At 35.7% G+C, this 21043-nt stretch carries 20 protein-coding genes; all 20 read right to left on the bottom strand.

Annotated elements, in window-relative coordinates; all coding sequences use genetic code 11:
* Positions 1 to 3: 3 nt before the first annotated feature.
* A complete protein-coding gene (locus ACULEU_RS05110; RefSeq protein ID WP_445454372.1) occupies positions 4 to 996 on the bottom strand; it encodes a glycosyltransferase family 2 protein in 993 nt (330 codons plus the stop codon).
* A complete protein-coding gene (locus tag ACULEU_RS05105; protein WP_445454371.1) occupies positions 993 to 2540 on the bottom strand; it encodes a glycosyltransferase family 2 protein in 1548 nt (515 codons plus the stop codon). Before ACULEU_RS05105 ends, ACULEU_RS05110 begins: the two co-directional genes overlap by 4 nt.
* Complete coding sequence (locus ACULEU_RS05100; RefSeq protein WP_445454370.1) at positions 2541 to 3677, bottom strand: glycosyltransferase family 4 protein; 1137 nt, start codon at positions 3675 to 3677, stop codon at positions 2541 to 2543.
* A gap of 1 nt (position 3678) precedes the next feature.
* On the bottom strand, positions 3679 to 4242 hold the full coding sequence (locus ACULEU_RS05095) for a serine acetyltransferase (protein WP_445454369.1): 564 nt from the start codon (positions 4240 to 4242) through the stop codon (positions 3679 to 3681).
* The gene (locus ACULEU_RS05090) at positions 4236 to 5642 is read right to left on the bottom strand and encodes a UDP-glycosyltransferase (RefSeq protein ID WP_445454368.1); all 1407 of its coding nucleotides are present in this window, start codon (positions 5640 to 5642) and stop codon (positions 4236 to 4238) included. Before ACULEU_RS05090 ends, ACULEU_RS05095 begins: the two co-directional genes overlap by 7 nt.
* A gap of 3 nt (positions 5643 to 5645) precedes the next feature.
* On the bottom strand, positions 5646 to 6479 hold the full coding sequence (locus ACULEU_RS05085) for a GNAT family N-acetyltransferase (protein WP_445454367.1): 834 nt from the start codon (positions 6477 to 6479) through the stop codon (positions 5646 to 5648).
* A complete protein-coding gene (locus ACULEU_RS05080; protein WP_445454366.1) occupies positions 6476 to 7402 on the bottom strand; it encodes a polysaccharide deacetylase family protein in 927 nt (308 codons plus the stop codon). Before ACULEU_RS05080 ends, ACULEU_RS05085 begins: the two co-directional genes overlap by 4 nt.
* Positions 7403 to 7467: 65 nt before the next feature.
* Positions 7468 to 8556 (bottom strand): acyltransferase family protein, encoded by a 1089-nt coding sequence (locus ACULEU_RS05075; protein WP_445454365.1) that lies wholly within the window; start codon positions 8554 to 8556, stop codon positions 7468 to 7470.
* A gap of 1 nt (position 8557) precedes the next feature.
* A complete protein-coding gene (locus ACULEU_RS05070) occupies positions 8558 to 9337 on the bottom strand; it encodes an FkbM family methyltransferase (protein ID WP_445454364.1) in 780 nt (259 codons plus the stop codon).
* 85 nt (positions 9338 to 9422) lie between these two features.
* Complete coding sequence (gene asnB, locus ACULEU_RS05065) at positions 9423 to 11117, bottom strand: asparagine synthase (glutamine-hydrolyzing) (RefSeq protein WP_445454363.1); 1695 nt, start codon at positions 11115 to 11117, stop codon at positions 9423 to 9425.
* Position 11118: 1 nt separating this feature from the next.
* Positions 11119 to 11814 carry an acylneuraminate cytidylyltransferase family protein gene (locus ACULEU_RS05060; protein ID WP_445454362.1) on the bottom strand — a complete coding sequence of 232 codons (696 nt, stop codon included), beginning with the start codon at positions 11812 to 11814 and terminating at the stop codon, positions 11119 to 11121.
* A complete protein-coding gene (gene neuC, locus ACULEU_RS05055) occupies positions 11814 to 12974 on the bottom strand; it encodes a UDP-N-acetylglucosamine 2-epimerase (RefSeq protein WP_445454361.1) in 1161 nt (386 codons plus the stop codon). The genes ACULEU_RS05060 and neuC overlap by 1 nt, the downstream gene beginning before the upstream one ends.
* Positions 12971 to 13978 (bottom strand): N-acetylneuraminate synthase family protein, encoded by a 1008-nt coding sequence (locus tag ACULEU_RS05050; protein WP_445454360.1) that lies wholly within the window; start codon positions 13976 to 13978, stop codon positions 12971 to 12973. Before ACULEU_RS05050 ends, neuC begins: the two co-directional genes overlap by 4 nt.
* An 18-nt stretch (positions 13979 to 13996) precedes the next feature.
* Positions 13997 to 15217: a hypothetical protein gene (locus ACULEU_RS05045; protein WP_445454359.1), complete on the bottom strand. Its 1221-nt coding sequence runs from the start codon at positions 15215 to 15217 to the stop codon at positions 13997 to 13999.
* A gap of 33 nt (positions 15218 to 15250) precedes the next feature.
* A complete protein-coding gene (locus ACULEU_RS05040; protein ID WP_445454358.1) occupies positions 15251 to 16162 on the bottom strand; it encodes a glycosyltransferase family 2 protein in 912 nt (303 codons plus the stop codon).
* Between the two features lies 1 nt (position 16163).
* Complete coding sequence (locus tag ACULEU_RS05035; RefSeq protein ID WP_445454357.1) at positions 16164 to 17180, bottom strand: glycosyltransferase family A protein; 1017 nt, start codon at positions 17178 to 17180, stop codon at positions 16164 to 16166.
* A gap of 43 nt (positions 17181 to 17223) precedes the next feature.
* Complete coding sequence (locus ACULEU_RS05030) at positions 17224 to 18240, bottom strand: glycosyltransferase (protein ID WP_445454356.1); 1017 nt, start codon at positions 18238 to 18240, stop codon at positions 17224 to 17226.
* Positions 18227 to 19393, bottom strand: coding sequence for a glycosyltransferase family 4 protein (locus ACULEU_RS05025; protein ID WP_445454355.1), 1167 nt, complete (start codon positions 19391 to 19393; stop codon positions 18227 to 18229). The genes ACULEU_RS05030 and ACULEU_RS05025 overlap by 14 nt, the downstream gene beginning before the upstream one ends.
* A 6-nt stretch (positions 19394 to 19399) precedes the next feature.
* On the bottom strand, positions 19400 to 20299 hold the full coding sequence (locus ACULEU_RS05020) for a glycosyltransferase family 2 protein (protein ID WP_445454354.1): 900 nt from the start codon (positions 20297 to 20299) through the stop codon (positions 19400 to 19402).
* Positions 20286 to 21041, bottom strand: a complete 756-nt coding sequence (locus ACULEU_RS05015) for a dTDP-4-amino-4,6-dideoxyglucose formyltransferase (protein ID WP_445454353.1) — start codon at positions 21039 to 21041, stop codon at positions 20286 to 20288. Before ACULEU_RS05015 ends, ACULEU_RS05020 begins: the two co-directional genes overlap by 14 nt.
* Positions 21042 to 21043: the final 2 nt, after the last annotated feature.

Here is a 21043-nt window from a genome sequence, read left to right as displayed (position 1 = left end):
TGTTCAACGAGGTTTATTAATAAATAAAGATAGCCAACCTACTATTCTTCCGGCAAATTCGGTAAAAGCTTCCTTTTTTTTCTGGGTGGTAAATATATTGCTAAATCTGATAAATGCCAACAATAATACTATCGCATTCCATTTAAATTTAGCTTTCAAAGAGGGTTTTGGGTATTTTACACGCCAGACATACCAGCCGTTTCGGACTACCATTTTCCCATATTGATATTTGTTAGGTCTTCCCGATTCATCGTGATAGTGTCCCAATTGTGCTTTGGTATTCACATAGAGTTTTGCTGATTTTGAAAGACGCAACGTAAAATCGGCATCTTCATATAATCCATAACCTTCAAAATAGGTTGAAAAACTAAAAGTATCAAAAACCGATTTTTTAAAAGAAGATACGCCACCCATCAGTTGTTCAACTTCATAAATTTTGCCCGATGGCGGTAAAAAACTGATGCTTCTACCATTGGAAAACTCCGGTAAAAATCCAGGTTTACAATCGCTGTCTAAACCCAATCGCTTGCGCATTACGAATCGGCTTCCATCTTGTTGCTTCCATCCATCGTAAGCGTATTCATGAATTGTGGGTTTATAATCTTTTGAAACTTCTGTCCATTTACTTTCATTATTGATATAACCGCCTACAGCGAGTGCTTTCGGAAAAATGGTATAGGTTCTAATAATTTCTTCAAAATACTGCGGATCCAGAATTGTATCATCATCTAAAAAGCAGATTACTTCACAATCTTTTGAAACTCTAGCGACACCAAAATTACGTTGCTTGGTTAGCCCTCGCTCTTCATCCGTTACCTTAAAATACAGCAATCCTTGAAACGGATTTTGCGATAAAGCCGTTTTCGTTTCCTCATTTGTTGAGCCATCAATAATCAAAATTTCATTAGGATAAAGTGTTTGCCGCTGCACTGAATGTAATAATTCCAGTAACGGAATAGGACGCATATAAGTACAAACTATTAGTGTGAAATTCATAATTCGGATTGCTTTAATTGAGAAGCCCAATAGACACTTCTATTCCATTTTTGCTTGAAAACATTGATGTACTTAAAAGGATTCCGCAAAAATTTGATATTTAGATTTTTGAATAGCAATGTAGTTTTATAATTCCGTAACTGCTCTTTGGTATCATACTTTAATCGAAACAACATCACTGTTGGTGAAGGTTTGGGCTGGATTTTATCATTTTGCCAACGCAACACGGGTTTTGTTCTAAAACCACCAATGGGAGCTTTTAAGTGCAAAATTCTCGATGTAGAAATATACAAGATGTCATAGCCCTTATTTCGCAATTGCATCCCAAAATCATTATCTTCTCCGAAACCAAATTCATAACCCATGTCAAACTTCATGTCGGCTAAACAAGTCGATTTTACAAAAGCATGTCCAGCTCCGAAAACGGTAAACTGCTTTGGTGGTTGTTCAATAATAGTTTGTGATTGCAAATGACAAGCGACCAAAAACACCTCATTTCCTGTAGATTTGAATGTGGCAATAGCGCTTTCTAACAAATTATTTTCGAAAATTATATCGTCATCAGCAAAAAAAGTAAATTCACTTTCTATTAAAGCAAGACCAATATTTCTGGCATTACAAGCACCCGATTGATGCGTAAAATGATGCTTTATGACAAAAGGCCATTGTTGGTTTTGAATAAATTCTAATTCTGAGCTACTGTTTGAATTAGGATTTTGTTCAATTATGATGACATTTTTGGGCAAATAGGTTTGTGAAGCAAGATTTATCAGTACGTTTTGTAAATATTCTTTACGACCGATAGTCGGAATTAAAACATCTATAGTGCCTTCATTGATTTGATTTTTACTGGATTCCAGTAAAAGTTGGTTGAGCTGTTTTGGATTAAATGTTCTTTTTTTATAAAAGAATGATTGTAGAAAAGGTACTAAAGGAAACTTCTTTTCAAAGAGCATCATGTTAAAGAACAAAAGAAAAACCCAACGAGTTTTGTAATGTTGCTTGGTGAATTTAAAAAGCTCTGAAAGTGTGGCACAAGGTGCTTTATCATCGCTTTTTTTGTCTACAAGTAAGGAAGGCTCCGAATAGCATAAGAGTCCATTAACCATGGCTCTTTTGGCAAAAGAATTCAGAAAAAAATCAAAATTGTATTCCGCTTTTAAATCATTTTTACAAGCACTGAGTGCTGTAGCATGAATGGCTCCCACACGACTACTCATTTGCCAGCTAGCGTATTTTACATTTTTATTAATCTTGATAAAAGGAGAATCTTCAATATATCCTAAATGGTGATCGAAATAATTTTTAGATGACAAATTGAACGAAATCAAAAGTTTTTGATGATGCAGTAAGGTTGGAATCGCACTAACATTCAAACAATTTCTATTACTTTCAGTGCACCAAACTAGAATTTCATGTTCAAATTTGGCAGCAAAATCGAGTAATACTGCTACAATATTTCGGTTTTTTTCTAGTGGAAAATTACCCAAATCATCGGAAACGACCTCTGTTATTTTATAATTATTGTGATAAAAGACAATCATTTAAAGCATTTTTTGATAAAAGTTGGCACTTTGACGGGCTACTACTTCTATACTAAATTTTTCGGACACTGTTTTTCGAGCTGCAACACCAAATTGCATTCGGAGATCGGGATTATCAATCAATTCTAATACCCTGTCGGCAAACAAATCATGCTGTTTTGGATGCACCAAAAAACCATCCACTCCGTCTTCAATAACCTCCGTTGCCCAACCAATATCGGAAGCAACGATTGCTTTTTGTAATGCCATAGCTTCAATCCAACTAACAGGCAAAGCTTCGGCAAATGTTGGGAAAACACATACAGCAGCAGCCTGAATATGGTCTTTTATAGTATCATAGGGAACACTCCCCAAATACGTAACGTTTTGTATAGTATCAGCTTCAAAGAGACTTTGCATCATGTGCCAAGTGGAGGCATTTCCCGTGCTAATATCAGAAGCATCACGTCCGATTAGCATGAGCTTCGCGTTTTTGTTTCTTTTGTATATTTTATTAAAAATTAGGGGTAATTCCAGAAGCCCTTTTTTCCGAATGAGCGTGCCAAAATAGAGAATAGTGTTTTCTTGAATCTCGTTTGAATTTAAATGAAATTGATTACTATCGATACTATTGGGTATGATAGTAAAATCGCGTCCCAATGCAAATAATTCTTTAGTTACATCGGCTGTGTACTTACTTACAGAAAGCAGCGCGTCGGCGTTTTGTAAAGCTTTTTTTTCATAAAATTTATTCCAAAACTTAACCGGACGATTGTCCAAATGGCAAAAATAAGTATCTGAACCATTGAGTCTTATAACAACTTTGCAATGGGGTTTTATCGAAGAAGTTATTCCTGTCCAATCTGCAGCTTCCAGAATTGCTACTTTATTTTCATGTACTAACGTATTGATTCTTCTTTGAATTTTTTTTTGTGTTAGTATTCGGGAAAAGCCTTTTAGTTTGACATTTTTGATTCGGTAAAATGAAATACCCTCTTCTGTGAAAAATTCATCCTCCTTTTGGCCGTATACCAAAACAGAAACCTCGTGTCCTAGTGCCGTCAACCCTCGGGAGAGGTTCAAAATACTTGTCCCGATACCGCCTGACGAACCCGTTTTAGCATGTGGAAATTCTGGTGTTAAAAAAGCAATCTTCATACTAATTGCAGGTATTTTGAATGTAATAAGGCGACATGTCCTTATCAATGAGAGTCGATTTGGAAGGCAAAACTGTTTGACCATCAGCAATATTTTCGGTTATTACTGCGTTTGCTCCAATGGTAACGTTACTTCCGATAGTAATATTGCCAAAAATTCCGGCATTGGGACCAATAAAAACAAAGTTTCCGATTGTAGGAACGCCTTTCTTTTCGCCGTAATTACTTATTCCAATGGTCATGCCTTGCGATAGATTACAGTTATTGCCAATGATGGCATCACCATGAATTACAATACCTCCAAAATGCCCAATATACAAGCCTTTTCCAATTTGAGTACGATAGGAAATGTCAAAACCATATTTGAATTTTAATCGTCGGAGCCACAAAAAGAAAAAATAGAATAAAAATCTGTTTTTTCTTCTGTAATGCTGCGTCAATCTAAAAATGGTCATAAACTTTAATCCGGGATGCGGCTGAATATAAAACGTAGATACTAGAATTCTCAGAGATATTTTATGAATACCACAACGTTTGTAATCGGATAAAATATACTCCTTTAACATGGATAGTTACATATTTCATTAATAGCATTCCAAATTCTCTCTGAGGCTAATTGTGGCGGAAACTGGTTAATTTTTCCAAACCATTGATTTGCTGCATCCAAATTCTTTTGATGTTTATTATCTAATACATCAGCAATTTTTTGATCAATATCTTCTGGACTTTCGAGCCAAATTATGGAATCTTTTGATTCCATCGAGCGAAAGTGAACAAATTTATAGCATTTGAAAATATCCCATTTAGTATCTGCTTGAATCTTTTGATTGTATCTAAAGTAACCGCAAGGTTTATTGTGTGAAACAAAATCGAAAACAGTTGTAGAACCAAGATTGACAACCATTTCTGTATGTTCCGCGATATTACTGAACAAAATTCCATCTTCCTTTGTTGGCAAAATAGTATCCCAATGCGAAGAGAAAGGTTTCCACAGAGGATCAATGGCAACAATTAGGTGAGGGTATTTATGAAGTACCTCATCATATCGCTTTGAAAAATCGACGGGACATCTTCTGAAAACGATACCCAAATTGTACTCCTTTTGATTCATTCTTTCGACCGCCATGGCCAAATCTTCCAGATATTTAGGATCATCCGGACTTGTGGTTTTATCATCACCTGAAAAACAAATATACTTTTTGTTTACATCCAATCCATGTTCTTTAAAAAAAGCTTCTCTTGACAACAGGCTTTCTTTATCAAAATGAATTTCAAATTGAGGTGTTCCAGTAACAATTACTTGATTCTCTTTGATGGTAGGATAATAAAATAAAATTTCTGCCTTCATGTGTTCGCTCCAAACAAAGAAATAATCGGTATCAACAATCATAGTTGCTTTGGGTAAATTATCCCAAGAAAAAATAAAGGAAGCCGTTGGAATGTGTAAATCTTTTGCTGCTAATAAGGGTGCCACAGATTGTACATGTCTTTGTGAGGTACAAAAAATCATTTGGGGCTTTTCGATTTGCAGCATCTCTTTGCAATATTTGTAATAAGCTGTTTTCCGCTCAAAATAATGTATGGCCTTATCTAAAAATACCAATCCTTTTTCACTAGAAAATAGCCAAATTAAAATTTTCGAAATGGTACTTTTAACGGAAGCTTTGAGTGATTTGTATGAAAATTTAAATTTATACGACTCGTAAATCGTATCCTGAGTTCTTTTTATAAAGAGGTTGAGACTTACCCGTGTTTTTACAATTTTTAAAACATCTGTAAAAGGATGTAATTTGATATTGTCTAACTTCATTTCCTGGAAGCCAAGACTGTCAATAGGGAATACGGTTTTGTTCCAAAAGACAATATTAAAATTCCTTTTGGTTCCCACTTCATTAAATTTAGAATAGGCAAAATTCCTTAGACCGACACCGTCAAGTAAAAACAAAAATATTTTTTTTTCCTTCATTAGTTATAAACTTCCAATCCTTCCGTGATCTGAATAGGAACGGTGTACAATAAAATTATTATCTAAAGGGTTCTCTGAGAGAAAAGTTATATCACAAAAATATCCTTTCTCAATAGGATTAAGACGCCATGGCACAACGCTTTGATAGTCTAAAACCCAACCTTTATCTTCAAGTTCTCTCGTTTTTAAATCATTCCACGACGTGATGTAATCTATCCAATTATACCCTAATGCCCAACTTTGTACCTCCAATTGATCAACATCTTCAATAGCAACCGCACGGAGTCCGGCAACCTTGGGCTGGCTTATGGCTGTTGAACCATCATGAAGACGAATTCCTTCTAACGAAGGCTGCTCAAAATAATGATCTCCCTTATAAGTTAAATGCGTTACATCGATTGGTTTCGGAAGACAGACATTTTCCAAAGTTGGATTAGTAATACTTGGATTGATTTTTACGAATCGCACTAAGTCGTGATAGCGAATCCATCGCATATTCTGATATAATCCTAATCCGGCTTTGTTAGCCGCTGTAGCTGCCAAGGGATAATAATTTCGGGCCAAACCATATAACTTGCCTAAAACACCTTTACCTCGGCACTCTTCATCAAGATACACATTAATAATCCAAGCAATATTTCCGCCAAAATTAGCACCAACATGACCAACAATTTCATCGTTTTCATTCAAACAAATGAAAGAGCGTCCGAATTGTGCGTCACCATATTGCCAAGACCAAAAGCCTTTGTCTTGCAGTGGGTGATTTTCGCGATAGACTCTTTTAAAAAAAGCAAAAAGTTTGTCCCAATCGTCTATAGATGCTTCTCTTGTTATCATTGTTGCATATAATTTTTTCCACCAGGCAAATCATTACAATCAAATCGCTTTAAAAGTAAGGTATTGCAGGTGGCATCATTACTTCCTCTTTCCATCGTAAAACCAACAGTATGTCCAAAACTATGCGCGATTTCAGAAACTGGAGCTTGACATGCTTCAGCACTTCCGTAGGGATAACTTATGGAGTATGGATGACTGTGTCCAAAATTATCAATAAATGTTTTGGTTTTTGCTATTTCTGCAACAATTTCATCGTAAGATAATAATCCTAGTGCGTGATGACTATGGGTGTGATTTCCTAACATATTGGAACTTGAAAGCTCATAAAGCTGATTCTCTGTCATGTATAAACTTTCAACAACTTGCTTCGAATCAAAATTTTCTTCGAATAAAGCAGTAATAACCTCCGCCAGTTTGGAAGTTCCTAGCTTAAAATTTAAGAAATACTTCAAACAAGCACTTTCAGAATCATCATAATTATAGTGCTTTTCCGCTTTTGCAATTTCATCTTGGGTCAGTTGCATGGACTCGCCTTCAAAAAAGTTTTCGATAAATTTCAAAAAGGCTTTTGGAGCTATTATAGAACGTAATAAATGAATTTTGTGCACTAGAGAAACTTCTTTCTCAATAAAATTGAGAGAGTTTATATAATATATAGCGGGAATATTTAATCGTTCCAATATGGGTTTGGCAACTTCAAATTGTTCTTTTAAACCATCGTCAAAAGTGACTAAAATATAATTTGTTTCCGATTGTAGTAAGGCATCAATTTCCTGAATGAGTTGTTGCTGACAGATAAATTCGCCTAACTTGTTCAATTCATTCAATTGGTTTTCAAACTGATACGGTGTCACTCCAAAAATACTTGGAAAGGCAGTATCAAAATTGCTTCTTATATAATGAAAATTGCAAACTGTGAGCATATACTTTTTTTCGGATTAATGTCCAAATATCCTTATTTTATTAGTAATATGAAAACTATAGCGAATTAAACTGTTCGGCTAGGAAAAAATTTATCGCGATAATTGAGGAAAAACTTCTCAATAACATAAGTCATTAAAAATCCACCAAAAACAGACGCCGAAAAGACGATAGCGAAAGCAACAAACCGATTTTTGATTTGCAGTATATCGACGCAAGTAATGATGAATGAATGAATAACATAAATCGAATACGAGCAAAAACCAATTTTACTGATAAAGTTTACAACCGTTGCCGAAAACAAACTGTTAATTTGATTATTGATATTTCTGTTCGACAGAAAGTGAATTAAAAAGATTCCGAAAGACAGATACAGCAGGGTAAAGCCAATAGTCTTCACAAAAAAAGAATGCAATGGCTCTATAAAAGGTGTAAATCCCAGAAAAGAAAAGGCTACAACTAAAAGTTTTGATTGATGCTTCGTGTAAAAAGCCATTAATGTTTCTTGTTTAAAGTAATACCAAAAACCAATTAAAACACCAAAGAACAAGGAATCTATGCGCAAATGAGTCATCGTAATATGCCGAACTTCCTCTTCTGGGAAATAGATGTTGGAAACAAATCGAAGTCCTAAAACGGTCAGTAAAATAGCGGCTATCAGTATTTCAAAATTGGTAAATCGGTTTGGATTGCTTTCTATTTGGATTACTTTCTTATTAAAAATGAACCATAATAATAAGGCCAACCCAAAATAAAAATGCTCTTCCACTGCCAACGACCAACTTGCCGTATAAAGATAACCCCAACCCAAAGCATAATTTTGAATAAAAATCAAGTCATAAAATAATTTTGTTACATCCAGTTTGTGCAGTAAAATCCTTGGAATCAAATAAATAATAATTGTCAGATAGAAAATCGGATAAATTTTGAATGCCCTTCTGATGAGAAAGAGTTTCGGATTAATCGAGCCAAATTTCTGATACTCTCTGAACAGTAAGCCCGAAACCAGAAACCCACTCAACACAAAAAACAAATCGACGCCAATCCAACCCATGGTTTGCAAAAAATCAAAAAGCACTTGATGCCTAAAGATTACCAAAATAATGGCAATTCCTCTCAGGAAATCAAGCTCTCTAAGTCTGTTTTTGGATTGCACTCTATAAAAGATTCTGATTGATACCGATAGTTAATTCTCCCGTTTCAAAGAAATCGAAATTATAGTGTTGCAAAAGAGAATATATGGCTGCTCTGCAATCAAATTCGTCGTGAATTTCGATGGCAATACATTTGGTTTTGGCTAAAAAAGAAACATCGGCTGTTGCTCCGGTAAAAACCTCTTTTTCTGAACCTTCAATATCAATTTTGAGGATATCAATGGTGTCAAAATGATTTTCAGACCTTAAATAATTTACTGAAAAAGCCTTTAAATCTCCGATTTCAGATGTTTCTTCCACTCGGATAGACCAATCTTTTTTATCTCTAAAATCATTCACTAGTTTCAGATTGGTGTTTTTGCTCCAAAGTCCGCCTTTTACTTTTACCGCATTTTTGATTCCGTTTACATCCAAATTGAAGCCTACCGATTCATAATTGGAAGTTTCTGGCTCAATAGTTATAAAATTAGAATCCGGAAAATGCTTCGACAAAAAAACCGAAGTCAAGCCGATATTGCTTCCGGCATCAATAATATTCAGCTTTTTGTCATTTGGAAAGTGCTTTTGAAAAGTCTCCACCAACGGTTGGTATTCGTGGTATTGATAGATTTGTGCAAACACATTCAAATCGCTTGAAGGTCGCTTTCTGAGTTTAAGGGTAACACCAAAATCCAAGTACTTTGCAACAAAATCTTTGCTGCTTTCTGAGACAAAAGAACCATTAAAGCTAATCAGATGAAAATAATATTCATTGATTTGACGTTCTTTTTCAGTTGTTGTCATTCTAAGAATGCGCTTCAAAAAATACCTTAGAACAAGTAGTTGATTGGAAAAATTTAATCGATATAAATTAGTGATTTTTTGCATCTTACTTTAATAATTGTGCGGCATTAATCCACTGCCAAATGTGAAAACTACTCTGATTGTCTCCGTTGAAAAAACCATTCAACTCGGTTTCTAATTCCTTTTTATTGAACCAATTATGCTGATAAAGTGTGGCCACTTCTTCCCTAACCCATTCCTTCAAATCTTCAGAAAGCCATTCTCTTTGTGGCGTTTGTAAGGGACGTTTAGGTGCTAAAACCAAATCCTTCTGTAAAAATTTTTCTGCAATTTTTCGAAGCATCCATTTTTGGACTCCGTTTTGTATTTTAAAATTGGTTGGTCGACTAAAGACATATTCCACTAGTTCGAAATCTAAAAAAGGTTCCCGCAATTCGGTTCCGTAAAGCATGGAAACCCTATCGTTAAAACGAAGTGCACGCGGAATTTTTGTATAAAATAAATCCCGATACTGTAAGTTGAGTAACGGATCTTCGAAAGGTTTTTCATAAACTGTCTTTTGACTTATATGCGCAAACTCGGCATCCAAAACCTGAGTTCGAAAAGGTGATTTCGTAACGCCTTGAACGATACTTTGTGAATTATTGAGATAATAATCGTAACCTGCCCAAGCTTCATCAGAACCTTGTCCGTCGAGCAATACCTTTACTCCTTTTTGACTTGCAGCTTGAAATATTTTTGAATAAGCAATTGTTGGAATTCCGCCATAAGGTTCCATTTGATGCTGTGCCATTTTTAGAGAAAGATCCGGAATCTCATGGGCAGTAAGTTCGCAAACATTCAAATTAAAATTTCGATTTTCCAACATCGATTTTACCCAAATAAGCTCGTCATAACGTTCGTCATTGGTTACAAATGTAAACGCTTCTACAGCTGATTTGTCGATGTTTTGTTGGTCAATGAGCGCCAATAACGTACTCGAATCTAATCCACCACTGAGATTAAAACCAACAGGAACATCCGCTCTGAAACGCAAATTGATGGCTTTTAGGAGTAAATTGGTGATGTACTCTTCTTCGTTTTTTTCAAAATGATGGAACAAATTTTGGGTTCTGTTTTCAAATGAATACCATTTTTCTATTTGAAACGCATTGTCTTTAAAGGTTAAACAATGTCCTCCGGGCAATTGCTGGATATTCTTCCAAAAAGTCTCATTGGGTAAACCATAACTACCTTCCGAAAAAAAGCTACTCCAAACCGTATCATTAGGAACTTTTTCAACTCCAGAAGTGAAAATAGTTTTAATTTCAGATGCAAAACGAAAATTAGAATCTTCGAAATGATAATACAATGGTTTGACGCCAAATCGATCTCGAGCGACAAAAAGTGACTGTTCTTTCTTGTTCCAAATAGCAAAAGCAAACATGCCATTTAGTTTATCCAGACAACTTTTTCCCCATTCTTTATAGGCATTCAGTAATACTTCGGTGTCTGATTGGGTTTTGAATAGGTATCGTGACTGAAGTTCCTTTTTTAATTCGATGTAATTGTAGATTTCGCCATTAAAAACCATAACAAAATTACCACAATCACTAGTAAACGGCTGATTAGCGTTATTGGATAAATCGATTATGCTCAATCGATTGTGCCCTAAAGCTAGACGATTTTCTTCAATATAAAAGTCGGTAAAATCCGGACCACGATGCTTTTGACTGTCCAACATCTGTAAAATGGTGGCTTTGTTTGCTTTTGAGCCGATAATACCTGCAATTCCGCACATATTAAAAATGAATTTGGGTCAGTAATTTTTCGGCTTTTTCCCAATCTTTCATGGTATCTATATTTACATGAAACTGCGGATTGCTTTCGATATAAGCGATACTATTTCCGTAGAGAGAACCGTTTTTTATGGCTTCCGTTTTAGTAATATACACCGAACCGTCTCTGTGAAAGGCTTTGGGCAACTCTTGTCGTCTGGAAATTATCTGTGATTCGCCTGTAGCAATTTTTAACAAACCGTTTGCTGTTGCTTCAAACGACCAATGTGGATTGTATTCGTGAGGAATTTCTAAAACACTTACTAAGCAGTCGGCATTTGAACTTACAAACTTTTCAATAGCCTTATCGATAAATCCTTTCTCTCGGAAAGGACTTGTGGGCTGTAATAAACAAACCGCATCAAAGAAAATCTGCTGTTCTTCGTAAAAAGACAACGCATGTTGGACGACTTCCAAAGAGGTTGAAGTATCTTGAGCCAACGCAACTGGTCTTATAAAAGGCGGTTTACAACCCGAAACTTCTGCAGCAATAGCAATTTCTTCATCATCTGTCGAAACTACTATTTCGGTCAAAAAATGAGATTCTTTAGCCGAATTTATGGTATATTCTAGTAATGGCATTCTGCCAAGCAATTTTATATTCTTTTTGGGAACTCCTTTAGAGCCTCCTCTTGCCGGAATTAATCCAAGAATTCTCATTAGTAAGTTATGGTTTTGTGAAATTGTAATGGCAATTCCTTAAGTAGTTGAGCGATATTTTGACCCGCGTTACCGCCACCATAAACAGGTGAACTTGTACGATTATTTTTTTCTAAAATGGTTTTAATAGATGCGATGATATCCTTTTCATCATAGGAAACATCAATCACATTGGTCCCGCGATCACGACGGTTTTGACGCGATCCAATATTAACAACCGGAACGCCTAAATACGCACATTCTCTTATTCCGACGCTCGAGTTTCCAATCAAGCCTAAAGAATTATTTAATAAGTTGAGGAAATCGTCACCTTCCATATTTTTAAAAAAATGAACATTATCCATCGCATATTTTTCACGGAAAGATCGAATTCCAGACGAAGTTCCATCGGCACCGGCATCAACATTGGGCCAAAACCAAAGCGTTGGTTTGTTGATGTGTTGTATAGCTCGTAAAGTAGCTTCAATGTGTTTTCTGGAATCCTGATATTCATTGGTTACCGGATGTTGCATGACCACAAGATATCCGTTACTCAAATCGGGTTCCGAACCAACGCCACCGTACTTTTCATACGGATTAAAAATCAGCTGCGAATGTTTCGCCACTTCCTGTGCGATATCAATGGATGGACAACCTGTATTAAAAACCATGTTGGGATTTTCGCCCAATTGAATGACTCTTTGTTTGGCATTTTCGGAAGCCACAAAGTGATAATCCGACAGTTTAGTGATGGCATGACGCACTTTTTCATCAATATTTCCCGTCACTTCTCCCCCTTGAATATGCGCTAACGGAATATTCATGTACGAAGCCGAAATGGCAGTAGCCATGGTTTCAAATCTATCTGCAACGGTTACCACAATGTCGGGACGAAGGTTATCAAAAACTGTTGATAATTCTAATATTCCGATTCCGGTGGTTTTGGCTGCAGCCGTAAGATTTTCGCCTTCTAATACATTAAAAACTTTGGCGGCAATTTCGAAACCATCTTTTTCTATATAATTTACGGCACTTCCGTACCGGTCAAGTAATGCTGAAGCGGCAACAATAAGCTGCAATTCCAGTTCAGGATGTTTTTTTATAGCGGTTAAAACTGTTTTAACGCGACTGTAAGAAGGTCTGGCTGTAATGACAACAGCTATTTTTCGGGTAGTATTCATGCTATGTCGTCTTCATTCAAAAAATCCCACTTTGCTTTGTTTTGAGTCAGTTTTTTACCAATTACTGTCGAAAACTGTTTGGCAGAAATTCCGAATCCACTTGGCTTTTTACTTTCTAAATCGGCGAAAGTAATCGTGTGACCTTTGGGTAAATCTTTGTTAAGGGCTAATGATTTTTCAAAGATGGATTTTAGTTCTTTGAAGGTATCTGTATCGTTTTTGTTTATAGGATTGCTTTGTGCCAAATGAATATCGTTTACCGCTTCAACCAATTGCTTCGTTTCTTCGATAGTTAAGGACGCTATCGCATCCGGGCCAAATAATGCTCTATGAAAAACCACATGAAACTCTAGGATTTCGGCACCGAGAGCGACAGCTGCAATTCCGGTGGCCACTTTAGCAGAATGATCTGAAAAACCAACAGGAACGCCATAACGTTCTTTTAGTTCTTGGATGACATTCAATCCAAATTGTTCCGGTTTTGTTGGGTAGGCTGTGGTGCATTGCAAAATCGAAAAATGGGTGTTTTTACTTTTCAGAAAGGCCACCGTTTCATTTAATTCATTAAAACTACTCATTCCGGAAGAGATGATGATTGGTTTTCCGGTTTGGATGACTTTTTCAAGAAGTAGCAAATTATTCACTTCGCCTGAACCAATTTTATACGTATGTACTCCAATTTCTTCGAGCCAATCCACGGCCAGATTGCTAAATGGCGAACAGATAAAATCTAGTCCAACTTCGTCACAATGTTTTTTAATTTCTTTCCACTGTTCGAGAGTGAACTCCATTCGCTTCCAATAATCATAACGTGTCGCGTCTTCTTTGGAAAATTTTATGCGAAAAGGTTCGTGTATGCTGCTCTCCGCTTCGGCGATATGCATTTGGAATTTGATGGCCTGAACGCCAGTTTGCGACACGGCATCAATGTAGGAATGCAGTATTCCCAGACTTCCGTCGTGCGCTTGAGCAATTTCGGCTATTAAATAGGGTTTCTGGTTCATCAACAATCTATAATTGGTTTAAGTGTTCGGTGTATCCGCTAAAATGGCATTTAAAGCTTTGGTAAAATTGTCATCGCTGAAGAAATCTCCAAAAGGATAAACAGGCTCTTCTGATGACAATCGCAGTTGGATTAATTGCTCTAATTTTTGTTTGATTTCTTCCTTATCATTACTGTTCGCAATAAATCTTTCGTCTTTGACAATGTAACGCAATTCGCTCCTTTCGGGAGAAAGACAAAATACGGGTTTTTTCAATGAGGCTAAAAAGGGTGCTTTTCCAACCAAGATATTGCAATAGATAGGTCCGTTTTCTAAAATAATATTGATATCGGCCAAATGCTGTTGCTCATAACACGAGTTCGAAAAATTCAGTGTATCCAAAATCATAATATTCGGCGTTTGAGCATATTCTTCGGCTAATTTTTTAAGATCGATACCTTTCATGCGAAGGACAAACTCAGTGTTTTCCCTATAATTTTCATTACTCTCTACTAATTCTCGATAGGCTTCTAAAAGAATGTTGACATTTCTTCCGAATTGAATGGCACCGTGATAGGCAATGGTTACTTTTTTATTCTTTTTTTGAACGAAACGAGTATCCGACAAATCAAAAACCTTTTCACAATATTGATGAGGCAACGTATAGAACTTTTTTCGGGTTCCGAATAAATACTCTAAGTCCTGTGACATCATGTAGGCCGAACTGGAGCAGGTTTTTGCCTGAGAAACTACTTGATACATTTCCCTCATTTTAAACATCGCTAACGTGGTCATTTCTTTTTTAGAACCCACATACCAAAACTCCGGATACGGATCGTGAAAGTTAACAATCGCTTTTTTAAGGATAGGCAAATCTTTGGTTCCTAATATAACTTCATGAGCCAGACCGGCACTTCTTATAAAAATATGATCGTAAGGTTCATAATCTACTTTTGCAATATGCGAAGCGTAGGCTTTGTGAATGTAATCTACTACAAGCGATTTATGAAAAATTCGCCAATAGAACCTATTGACAAATTTTGTAAAAAAGGGAATTTTAATGTTAAGTACATGAGATTGTATCGAATTTACCGGAAGCAAGTGCAATTGATCCTCTGATTCTTGACGCTTTAGATACACTACATCAATAATTGCATCGGGATAAGACATTCTTAATTTGGCCAAAAAAGAGCGGGAAATAACTCCCTGACTCGTGCCGGAAATCCTTAAATCCTGTTCAATTATTAAAAATTTAATCATACACTCTTTTTTATAATTTCAAATATAAGACAATTAATTTTTGGGCTTCCAATATATTTTGGCTTCATTTAGTTGGTTGTAATTATTATATTCTTTCATAGTAAAGGCGTTTCTGTTGGCCTTTAATTTTGGAATAGATTGCAGCAAATCGAAAATAGCTAAGAGCAACGGGAAAACTACTTTCAAATTACCTTTAAAAATTTTATTCTTACACTGCATCCATAGGGAATAAGCCATCTTTCTTGGAATCGTTTTCATCGGAAAAAACATAAAATAGGTATACCAATCCGCACGAATGGCTCTTCGGTATCGAAACGCACTATTTTTAGCCGATTTCGCTCTGTCTATCATGTTTACTCTGTGTTGCACCAGCAGTTCAGGCACATAATGCACTTCCCACTTTTTTTTGAATAAGTGCAAAGAGGCCACATTTTCTTCTCCATAAAACTCAAACCACTCGGGATAATTCGGTATATCGCGCCAAGCTTTCATACGCCATACATGTCCGCACCCGATGAAGCTTTTGACTTTCATATTTGTCTCAAGATTGATAGTATTTTCGGGAGATGTTGTTCCCCAGAATATTCTAGTGGCTATCAGTCCACAAGAGGGATTGTCTTGAAAATAACTTGCTAAAATTCCGACGGGATTTTCGGTTAAGAAATGAGCATCATCATCTAAGGAAATAGCAAAATCAGCTTTAGTTTCATTGAGCATTTTATTTCGACAATACAGGTATCCTTTTGAGATATCATTTCTAAAGAGCTTAATTTCTGGGAAATCGGATTGCACCATTTCATAAGTTCCATCAGTAGAGCCATCATCAAAAACAACACAAGTCACTTCTTCATTCCACAAATACTGTATTTTTTGCAAAGTAAACTGCAAATCATTACATCTATTTTTAGTAGCAATAAGTATCGTGATTTTGGGGATAATGGTCATGTTAATAGTGCTTAGCAACCTCTTTGGGAAGTCCTTTCATCTTATAGAAATAATTTCTGAATGGCTTTTTATCAAAAATTTTTACGAAAACCTTATTCTTTAAAAAAAAGGAAAAGGAGCTAACTTTTTTGCTTGATGGAACATGTTGCAATGGTGTGGTTATAATTGCGGAAGCTCGGTTATTGTGCACTTCTGCTTCCATCCAATCTTCCGCTACATTACCCATGTGATAGGCAAAATTATCGTTGGTGGTTAGTCGCCATAACCCTTTTTCTAAAGGCTTGTGGTCTAAATACCGCTCTGTTTCAGCACCTAATTTGAATCCGAGATACGTTTTCATCTCATCAAAAAGTTCCCTTCTGTAGGTGGCAACGAAATGACCTGATCCAACAAGAGCTCGAAAATTGTTGGTTTCAATCCCTAAGGACCAACGGGTGTACTCCCTATTATAATCTTCCTGCCAACCAATGCTATAATAGAATTTTTTGAATGCTTCAGGATTCTTGAGTTTAGCAAATTTTAGGTCTTTTGAAAAGAAATTTTCAAAAATAAGATTACTCGAAAAATATTCAAACATTCTGATTTGAGGCACAATACCGACAACTCCCGCTTTGGGAAAGTGATTATAAACAGCTACTGTTTCCTTTTGCCAATCTTTTAAGAATAAGACATCTGCATCGGAAATAGTGATTAGTTCAATAGAATTACCTACCAAACCTTTTAAGATGGAATTGAGTTTTCCGAGATTTTCAGTATGGATTATTTCCTGAATTTTTTTTGCTTCAAATAATGAATCAAGATATTCAACTACTTCGTTACAACTTCCGTTATTGACAATGGTAATCATAGTTTGACTGTGGACCGATTGCAGTAACGAGTTCAAACAATGTTTCAAAACCACAAAGGAATCTTTGAAATATCCTTCGAAATTAGGAATGTAAACCGGAATAATGACCTGATGTAGGTATTTCGTTTTTTCTAAAGGCTCGTCTTTATGTGGATTTAATCCAACTCTCATCAATAGCTAGTTTAAGTTTGCGAATGTATTGAAAAAACAGCGTCTAATAATATTTTGCTTCCTCTTTTTTAAGGCCTTTGAAACGAAGGAAATTTTTCCAAAACAGATGTCTTGAAAACAACAATGCACCAAAAACAATAATCTTAAAACCATTATATAGCGGAGCGGATTTAAGTTTTTTGAGTCTGGGTAATCCGATTTCATTCTTTTCTTGAATAGTATTCTGCAGCTTTTCATACATCCATTTTTCGGAACTATTTCCCATGTGATAGGTAAAATTGTCTGCGGTAGATAATCGCCAATAGCCTTTCCTAATCACGGCAACGTCGACATTGTACATTAGTTTTTTGCCCATTAAATCAGTGGTTTTACCAAAACCTTCTTCTGGTAAAGCATGGCGATTATAGGTACAAACATAATGACCTGCTCCAACCATCGCGCTTGTCTCTTTGTGATTTACCGTTAGACATTTTTGCTTGTGAATAGGTCGCAATTCCCATGGATTCCCGATGCTATCTACAAAATCAAGCATAGCTTGACTGTCTTTGACATTGGTAAACCGTAACGATTTAGAAAAAAAACAGTCGAAAAAAATATTTTCCGTCAGTTGCTTTAGTGCTCTCGAATTCGGCGTAGTACACACGGCGCCAGCTTTGGGAAATGCATTGCAAATATCATAAACTGCTTTTTGCCAGTTATTTAGAAACAACACGTCAGCATCTGTAATGGTTACTATCGGAAACGACTGCCCAACAAAAGCCTTATTGATAGCGTTCACTTTTCCGATATTGTTGGTATGAATTAATTCGTGGATTTTATTGTTTTGATACAGATCATCCAAGTAAGCAATAATTTCCAAAGAAGAACCATTGTTAACAATTGAAACGAATGTTTTTGGATGTACCGTCTTCAGTAACGAATCAATAGAAATTTTGAGGACATTGAAACTATCCTTAAAGTATCCTTCATTATTAGGAATATAAACAGGCATAATTACCTGATGGAAATAATCCGAAGATTGAAGTGGTTTTTCTATTTGTGGATTGCTACCAATTCTCATTACCCATGTATTTATTTAGGCATTCAAGATACTTCCTTTTTATAGATGTTAGCTGGTATTCCTGGAGATATTTTTCCCTGTTTCTACTTGCAATTTCTTGGAAATCGTAATCAGAAAGTTGTTCTATTTTCTCTAAACTATCCCTAAAAGATGGTTCATCATTGATAGCAAACCAAAAGTCGTTTGCGGTGTCCTGTAATCGTTCTTTCATGGCGCCCACATCAGTTGAAAGGATTATTTTTCCCGATGCCATAGCTTCTAAACCTACTAAAGGCCCAGATTCTTCGAGAGAAGGAATAATCAAGACGTTTATTTTTTGGAAGAAAACATCCAATTCCTGCGGCTTATTTTGTCCCAAATACTCAATAGTATCGCATTGTTGTATTGCTAAAAGAACGTCAGCTTTCAATGGACCATTTCCAGCAATCAATAATTTTTTACCTTCCAAATTTTTGAAAAAGCTAATGAGTTCCAAAATACCTTTTTCAGCACTCAATCTTCCTAAATAACCATATATTTTTTGGTTTTCAGTAATGGGCAAACGCAGCAGTTTTTGTTCGGACTGTGCGCATTGATCGATGATAACGTAAGGCAACGGTAACTGTTTATTTAAATTATACGCATTACTTTCGGAATGGTGAATATAACAGGACACTTTTTTCAAAAACTGAAAATGATCACTATCTATTGGATTAATTGTTCCGGTAGTGCGGACTAAAATAGGTTTTTCAGTAGTGTGACAAATTTCAATGGTTTCTTTGAGATAAGAAGATCCAGGTTGAACACACGCAAGTACAGCATCAGCATTCTTAATTTTAGTTTCGAGTACTTTTAGACGCGCTTTTTCAAAATCAAAGAAAAAGTTGGAAACATCATTTTTTATATACGCATAAGGCCATTTGTTCTTTTTGTTCTTGAGATAAAAAAGAGTAGCAACTGTTCTTAAAAACCAATTGGAATCGTAAAGCGATTTTTCAAAAGAACTAAATTCGATATCCAAACCTTGAAGCGCATAGGAATTCTTGGTGATGTAGATACTAGACAAAACCTCGACATCATACTCGTCTTTTATGGCTTTGGCAATAATATTTACTTCAATATCTCTTCCTCCAAAGTCGCCTATTGGTCCGAAAAAAAGTATTTTCTTTTTCAAAATGAGTTACTTAAGGATTGTTTTGAATAGTATCAGATACTCTTTCAATGATTTAGCGTAGAAATGTTTAGACACTACAAGTATTTTTAGGTAGTGTTTTTTTTGACTTAAAGTCAATTTTCCTCGGTTTTTATTCAAATATAAAAGGACATGATCGATGTATACTTTCTGAATTTCTGAACGCACATTCGAAGCAAATTCTGGAAGATTTTTTTCTATTTTAAGTTCTTTGATTCGTCGTTCCATGTACCAATTTTGACTGTACTCATTGGAAATGCCTTCATCATGCAAACGATAAAAGGACATTTGTTCGTTTATAAATCCGGCGTCACCTTTTGAGAGTAAGCTTGCATACAAAAGGGTATCGAGATGACTGTGTATTAAATTCGGAATTTGTACCGGATTTCTATATACTACACTGGCCGTTGGTATAGTTGGAACGGCATAAAAATCTTTTGGATTTAGGACGGTCTTGCTTATATCTTTGGGATATATTTTATTGTGAGCCGCATTTCTAGCATCAAAACGAACGGCTTTGTGAAAGCTAAAACTACATTCGGGATGTGCTTCTAAAAAATCGATTTGTTTTTGCAGTTTGTTAGGGTCTGTCCAGTAATCATCTCCTTCACAGATAGCAATATATTTTCCTTGGCATTCGCTGATGGTATTTACCCAATTTTTTGCCATTCCCAAATTTTTTTCTCTGGATAAAAGTTTGATTTTTTCGGGAAATTTTTGTACGTATTCGAGACAGATTGCATTGGTTTGGTCAGTAGAGCAATCATCGCCAATTACTATTTCATAATCACAAAGCACTACCTGATTGATGGCACCTTCGAGGCATTCCCGAATATAATCTTGTTGGTTGTAAGTAATGATGCAGGCTGAGATTTTAATCTCTTTCATATTGTTCCGGTTTTAACTGGATTCCCACATATACTTTTTTTCCTGACTTTTCATCTATAAAATAAGCATTGCTGTAGCTTCCGTGTGTTAAAGCTCTTAGTTTATCAATCACTTTTCCGACGGTAGTCACTTCATTTAAGTCGAGATGAAGTAGCTGATTGAAATCTTTTTTTAGATACAAATTACTTTCAGATTCCGGTTCAAAAGCTTGGTAGGAGTTTGCTAGAATTGATTCCAAATGCTCCTCCAGAAGTTCAATTTCTTTGGCGATTACTTTATTGTATAAGGTTTCGGAAGTATCATAAATTTCCTTTTCAACAAAAGCTCTGGCGATGATATGACCGTTATCCAGCTCTTTATCTATTTCGTGGATGGTTGCCCCAATTTGATAATCATTAATAATGGCAAAAACTTGTGGATACCAACCGCGGTTAATTGGGTTGTAACCCGGATGAACATTGACACATTTTACTTTAGATACTAAATCTGGAGGAAATATTTGTTTGCAATGAATAGAGAAAATCAAATCGTAAGTAGCCATTATTTCATCTATCGCATTTTGATCTTTCATATTGTAAACGCATACAGGATACTCCTCAGAAATTATAAAAGAGTTCTTATCTGTAAACGGACTTGTTGAAAAAGTAAATTGTGTAGCGTTAATGCCTTTACTTTTGATAATAGCATGGAACTGTTTACACAAGGGCAGATTGTCAGAAATAATTAAGGCGTTTTTATACATAG

The organism is Flavobacterium sp. 25HG05S-40 (assembly GCF_052654735.1).
This window is presented reverse-complemented; position numbering and strand designations above follow the sequence as displayed.

Bases quoted from the DNA above. Each gene is read 5' to 3' on its own strand.
- ACULEU_RS05110 (WP_445454372.1), bottom strand. From the start codon at position 996: ATGAATTTCACACTAATAGTTTGTACTTATATGCGTCCTATTCCGTTA.
- ACULEU_RS05105 (WP_445454371.1), bottom strand. From the start codon at position 2,540: ATGATTGTCTTTTATCACAATAATTATAAAATAACAGAGGTCGTTTCC.
- ACULEU_RS05100 (WP_445454370.1), bottom strand. From the start codon at position 3,677: ATGAAGATTGCTTTTTTAACACCAGAATTTCCACATGCTAAAACGGGT.
- ACULEU_RS05095 (WP_445454369.1), bottom strand. From the start codon at position 4,242: ATGTTAAAGGAGTATATTTTATCCGATTACAAACGTTGTGGTATTCAT.
- ACULEU_RS05090 (WP_445454368.1), bottom strand. From the start codon at position 5,642: ATGAAGGAAAAAAAAATATTTTTGTTTTTACTTGACGGTGTCGGTCTA.
- ACULEU_RS05085 (WP_445454367.1), bottom strand. From the start codon at position 6,479: ATGATAACAAGAGAAGCATCTATAGACGATTGGGACAAACTTTTTGCT.
- ACULEU_RS05080 (WP_445454366.1), bottom strand. From the start codon at position 7,402: ATGCTCACAGTTTGCAATTTTCATTATATAAGAAGCAATTTTGATACT.
- ACULEU_RS05070 (WP_445454364.1), bottom strand. From the start codon at position 9,337: ATGACAACAACTGAAAAAGAACGTCAAATCAATGAATATTATTTTCAT.
- asnB (WP_445454363.1), bottom strand. From the start codon at position 11,117: ATGTGCGGAATTGCAGGTATTATCGGCTCAAAAGCAAACAAAGCCACC.
- ACULEU_RS05060 (WP_445454362.1), bottom strand. From the start codon at position 11,814: ATGAGAATTCTTGGATTAATTCCGGCAAGAGGAGGCTCTAAAGGAGTT.
- neuC (WP_445454361.1), bottom strand. From the start codon at position 12,974: ATGAATACTACCCGAAAAATAGCTGTTGTCATTACAGCCAGACCTTCT.
- ACULEU_RS05050 (WP_445454360.1), bottom strand. From the start codon at position 13,978: ATGAACCAGAAACCCTATTTAATAGCCGAAATTGCTCAAGCGCACGAC.
- ACULEU_RS05045 (WP_445454359.1), bottom strand. From the start codon at position 15,217: ATGATTAAATTTTTAATAATTGAACAGGATTTAAGGATTTCCGGCACG.
- ACULEU_RS05040 (WP_445454358.1), bottom strand. From the start codon at position 16,162: ATGACCATTATCCCCAAAATCACGATACTTATTGCTACTAAAAATAGA.
- ACULEU_RS05035 (WP_445454357.1), bottom strand. From the start codon at position 17,180: ATGAGAGTTGGATTAAATCCACATAAAGACGAGCCTTTAGAAAAAACG.
- ACULEU_RS05030 (WP_445454356.1), bottom strand. From the start codon at position 18,240: ATGAGAATTGGTAGCAATCCACAAATAGAAAAACCACTTCAATCTTCG.
- ACULEU_RS05020 (WP_445454354.1), bottom strand. From the start codon at position 20,299: ATGAAAGAGATTAAAATCTCAGCCTGCATCATTACTTACAACCAACAA.
- ACULEU_RS05015 (WP_445454353.1), bottom strand. From the start codon at position 21,041: ATGTATAAAAACGCCTTAATTATTTCTGACAATCTGCCCTTGTGTAAA.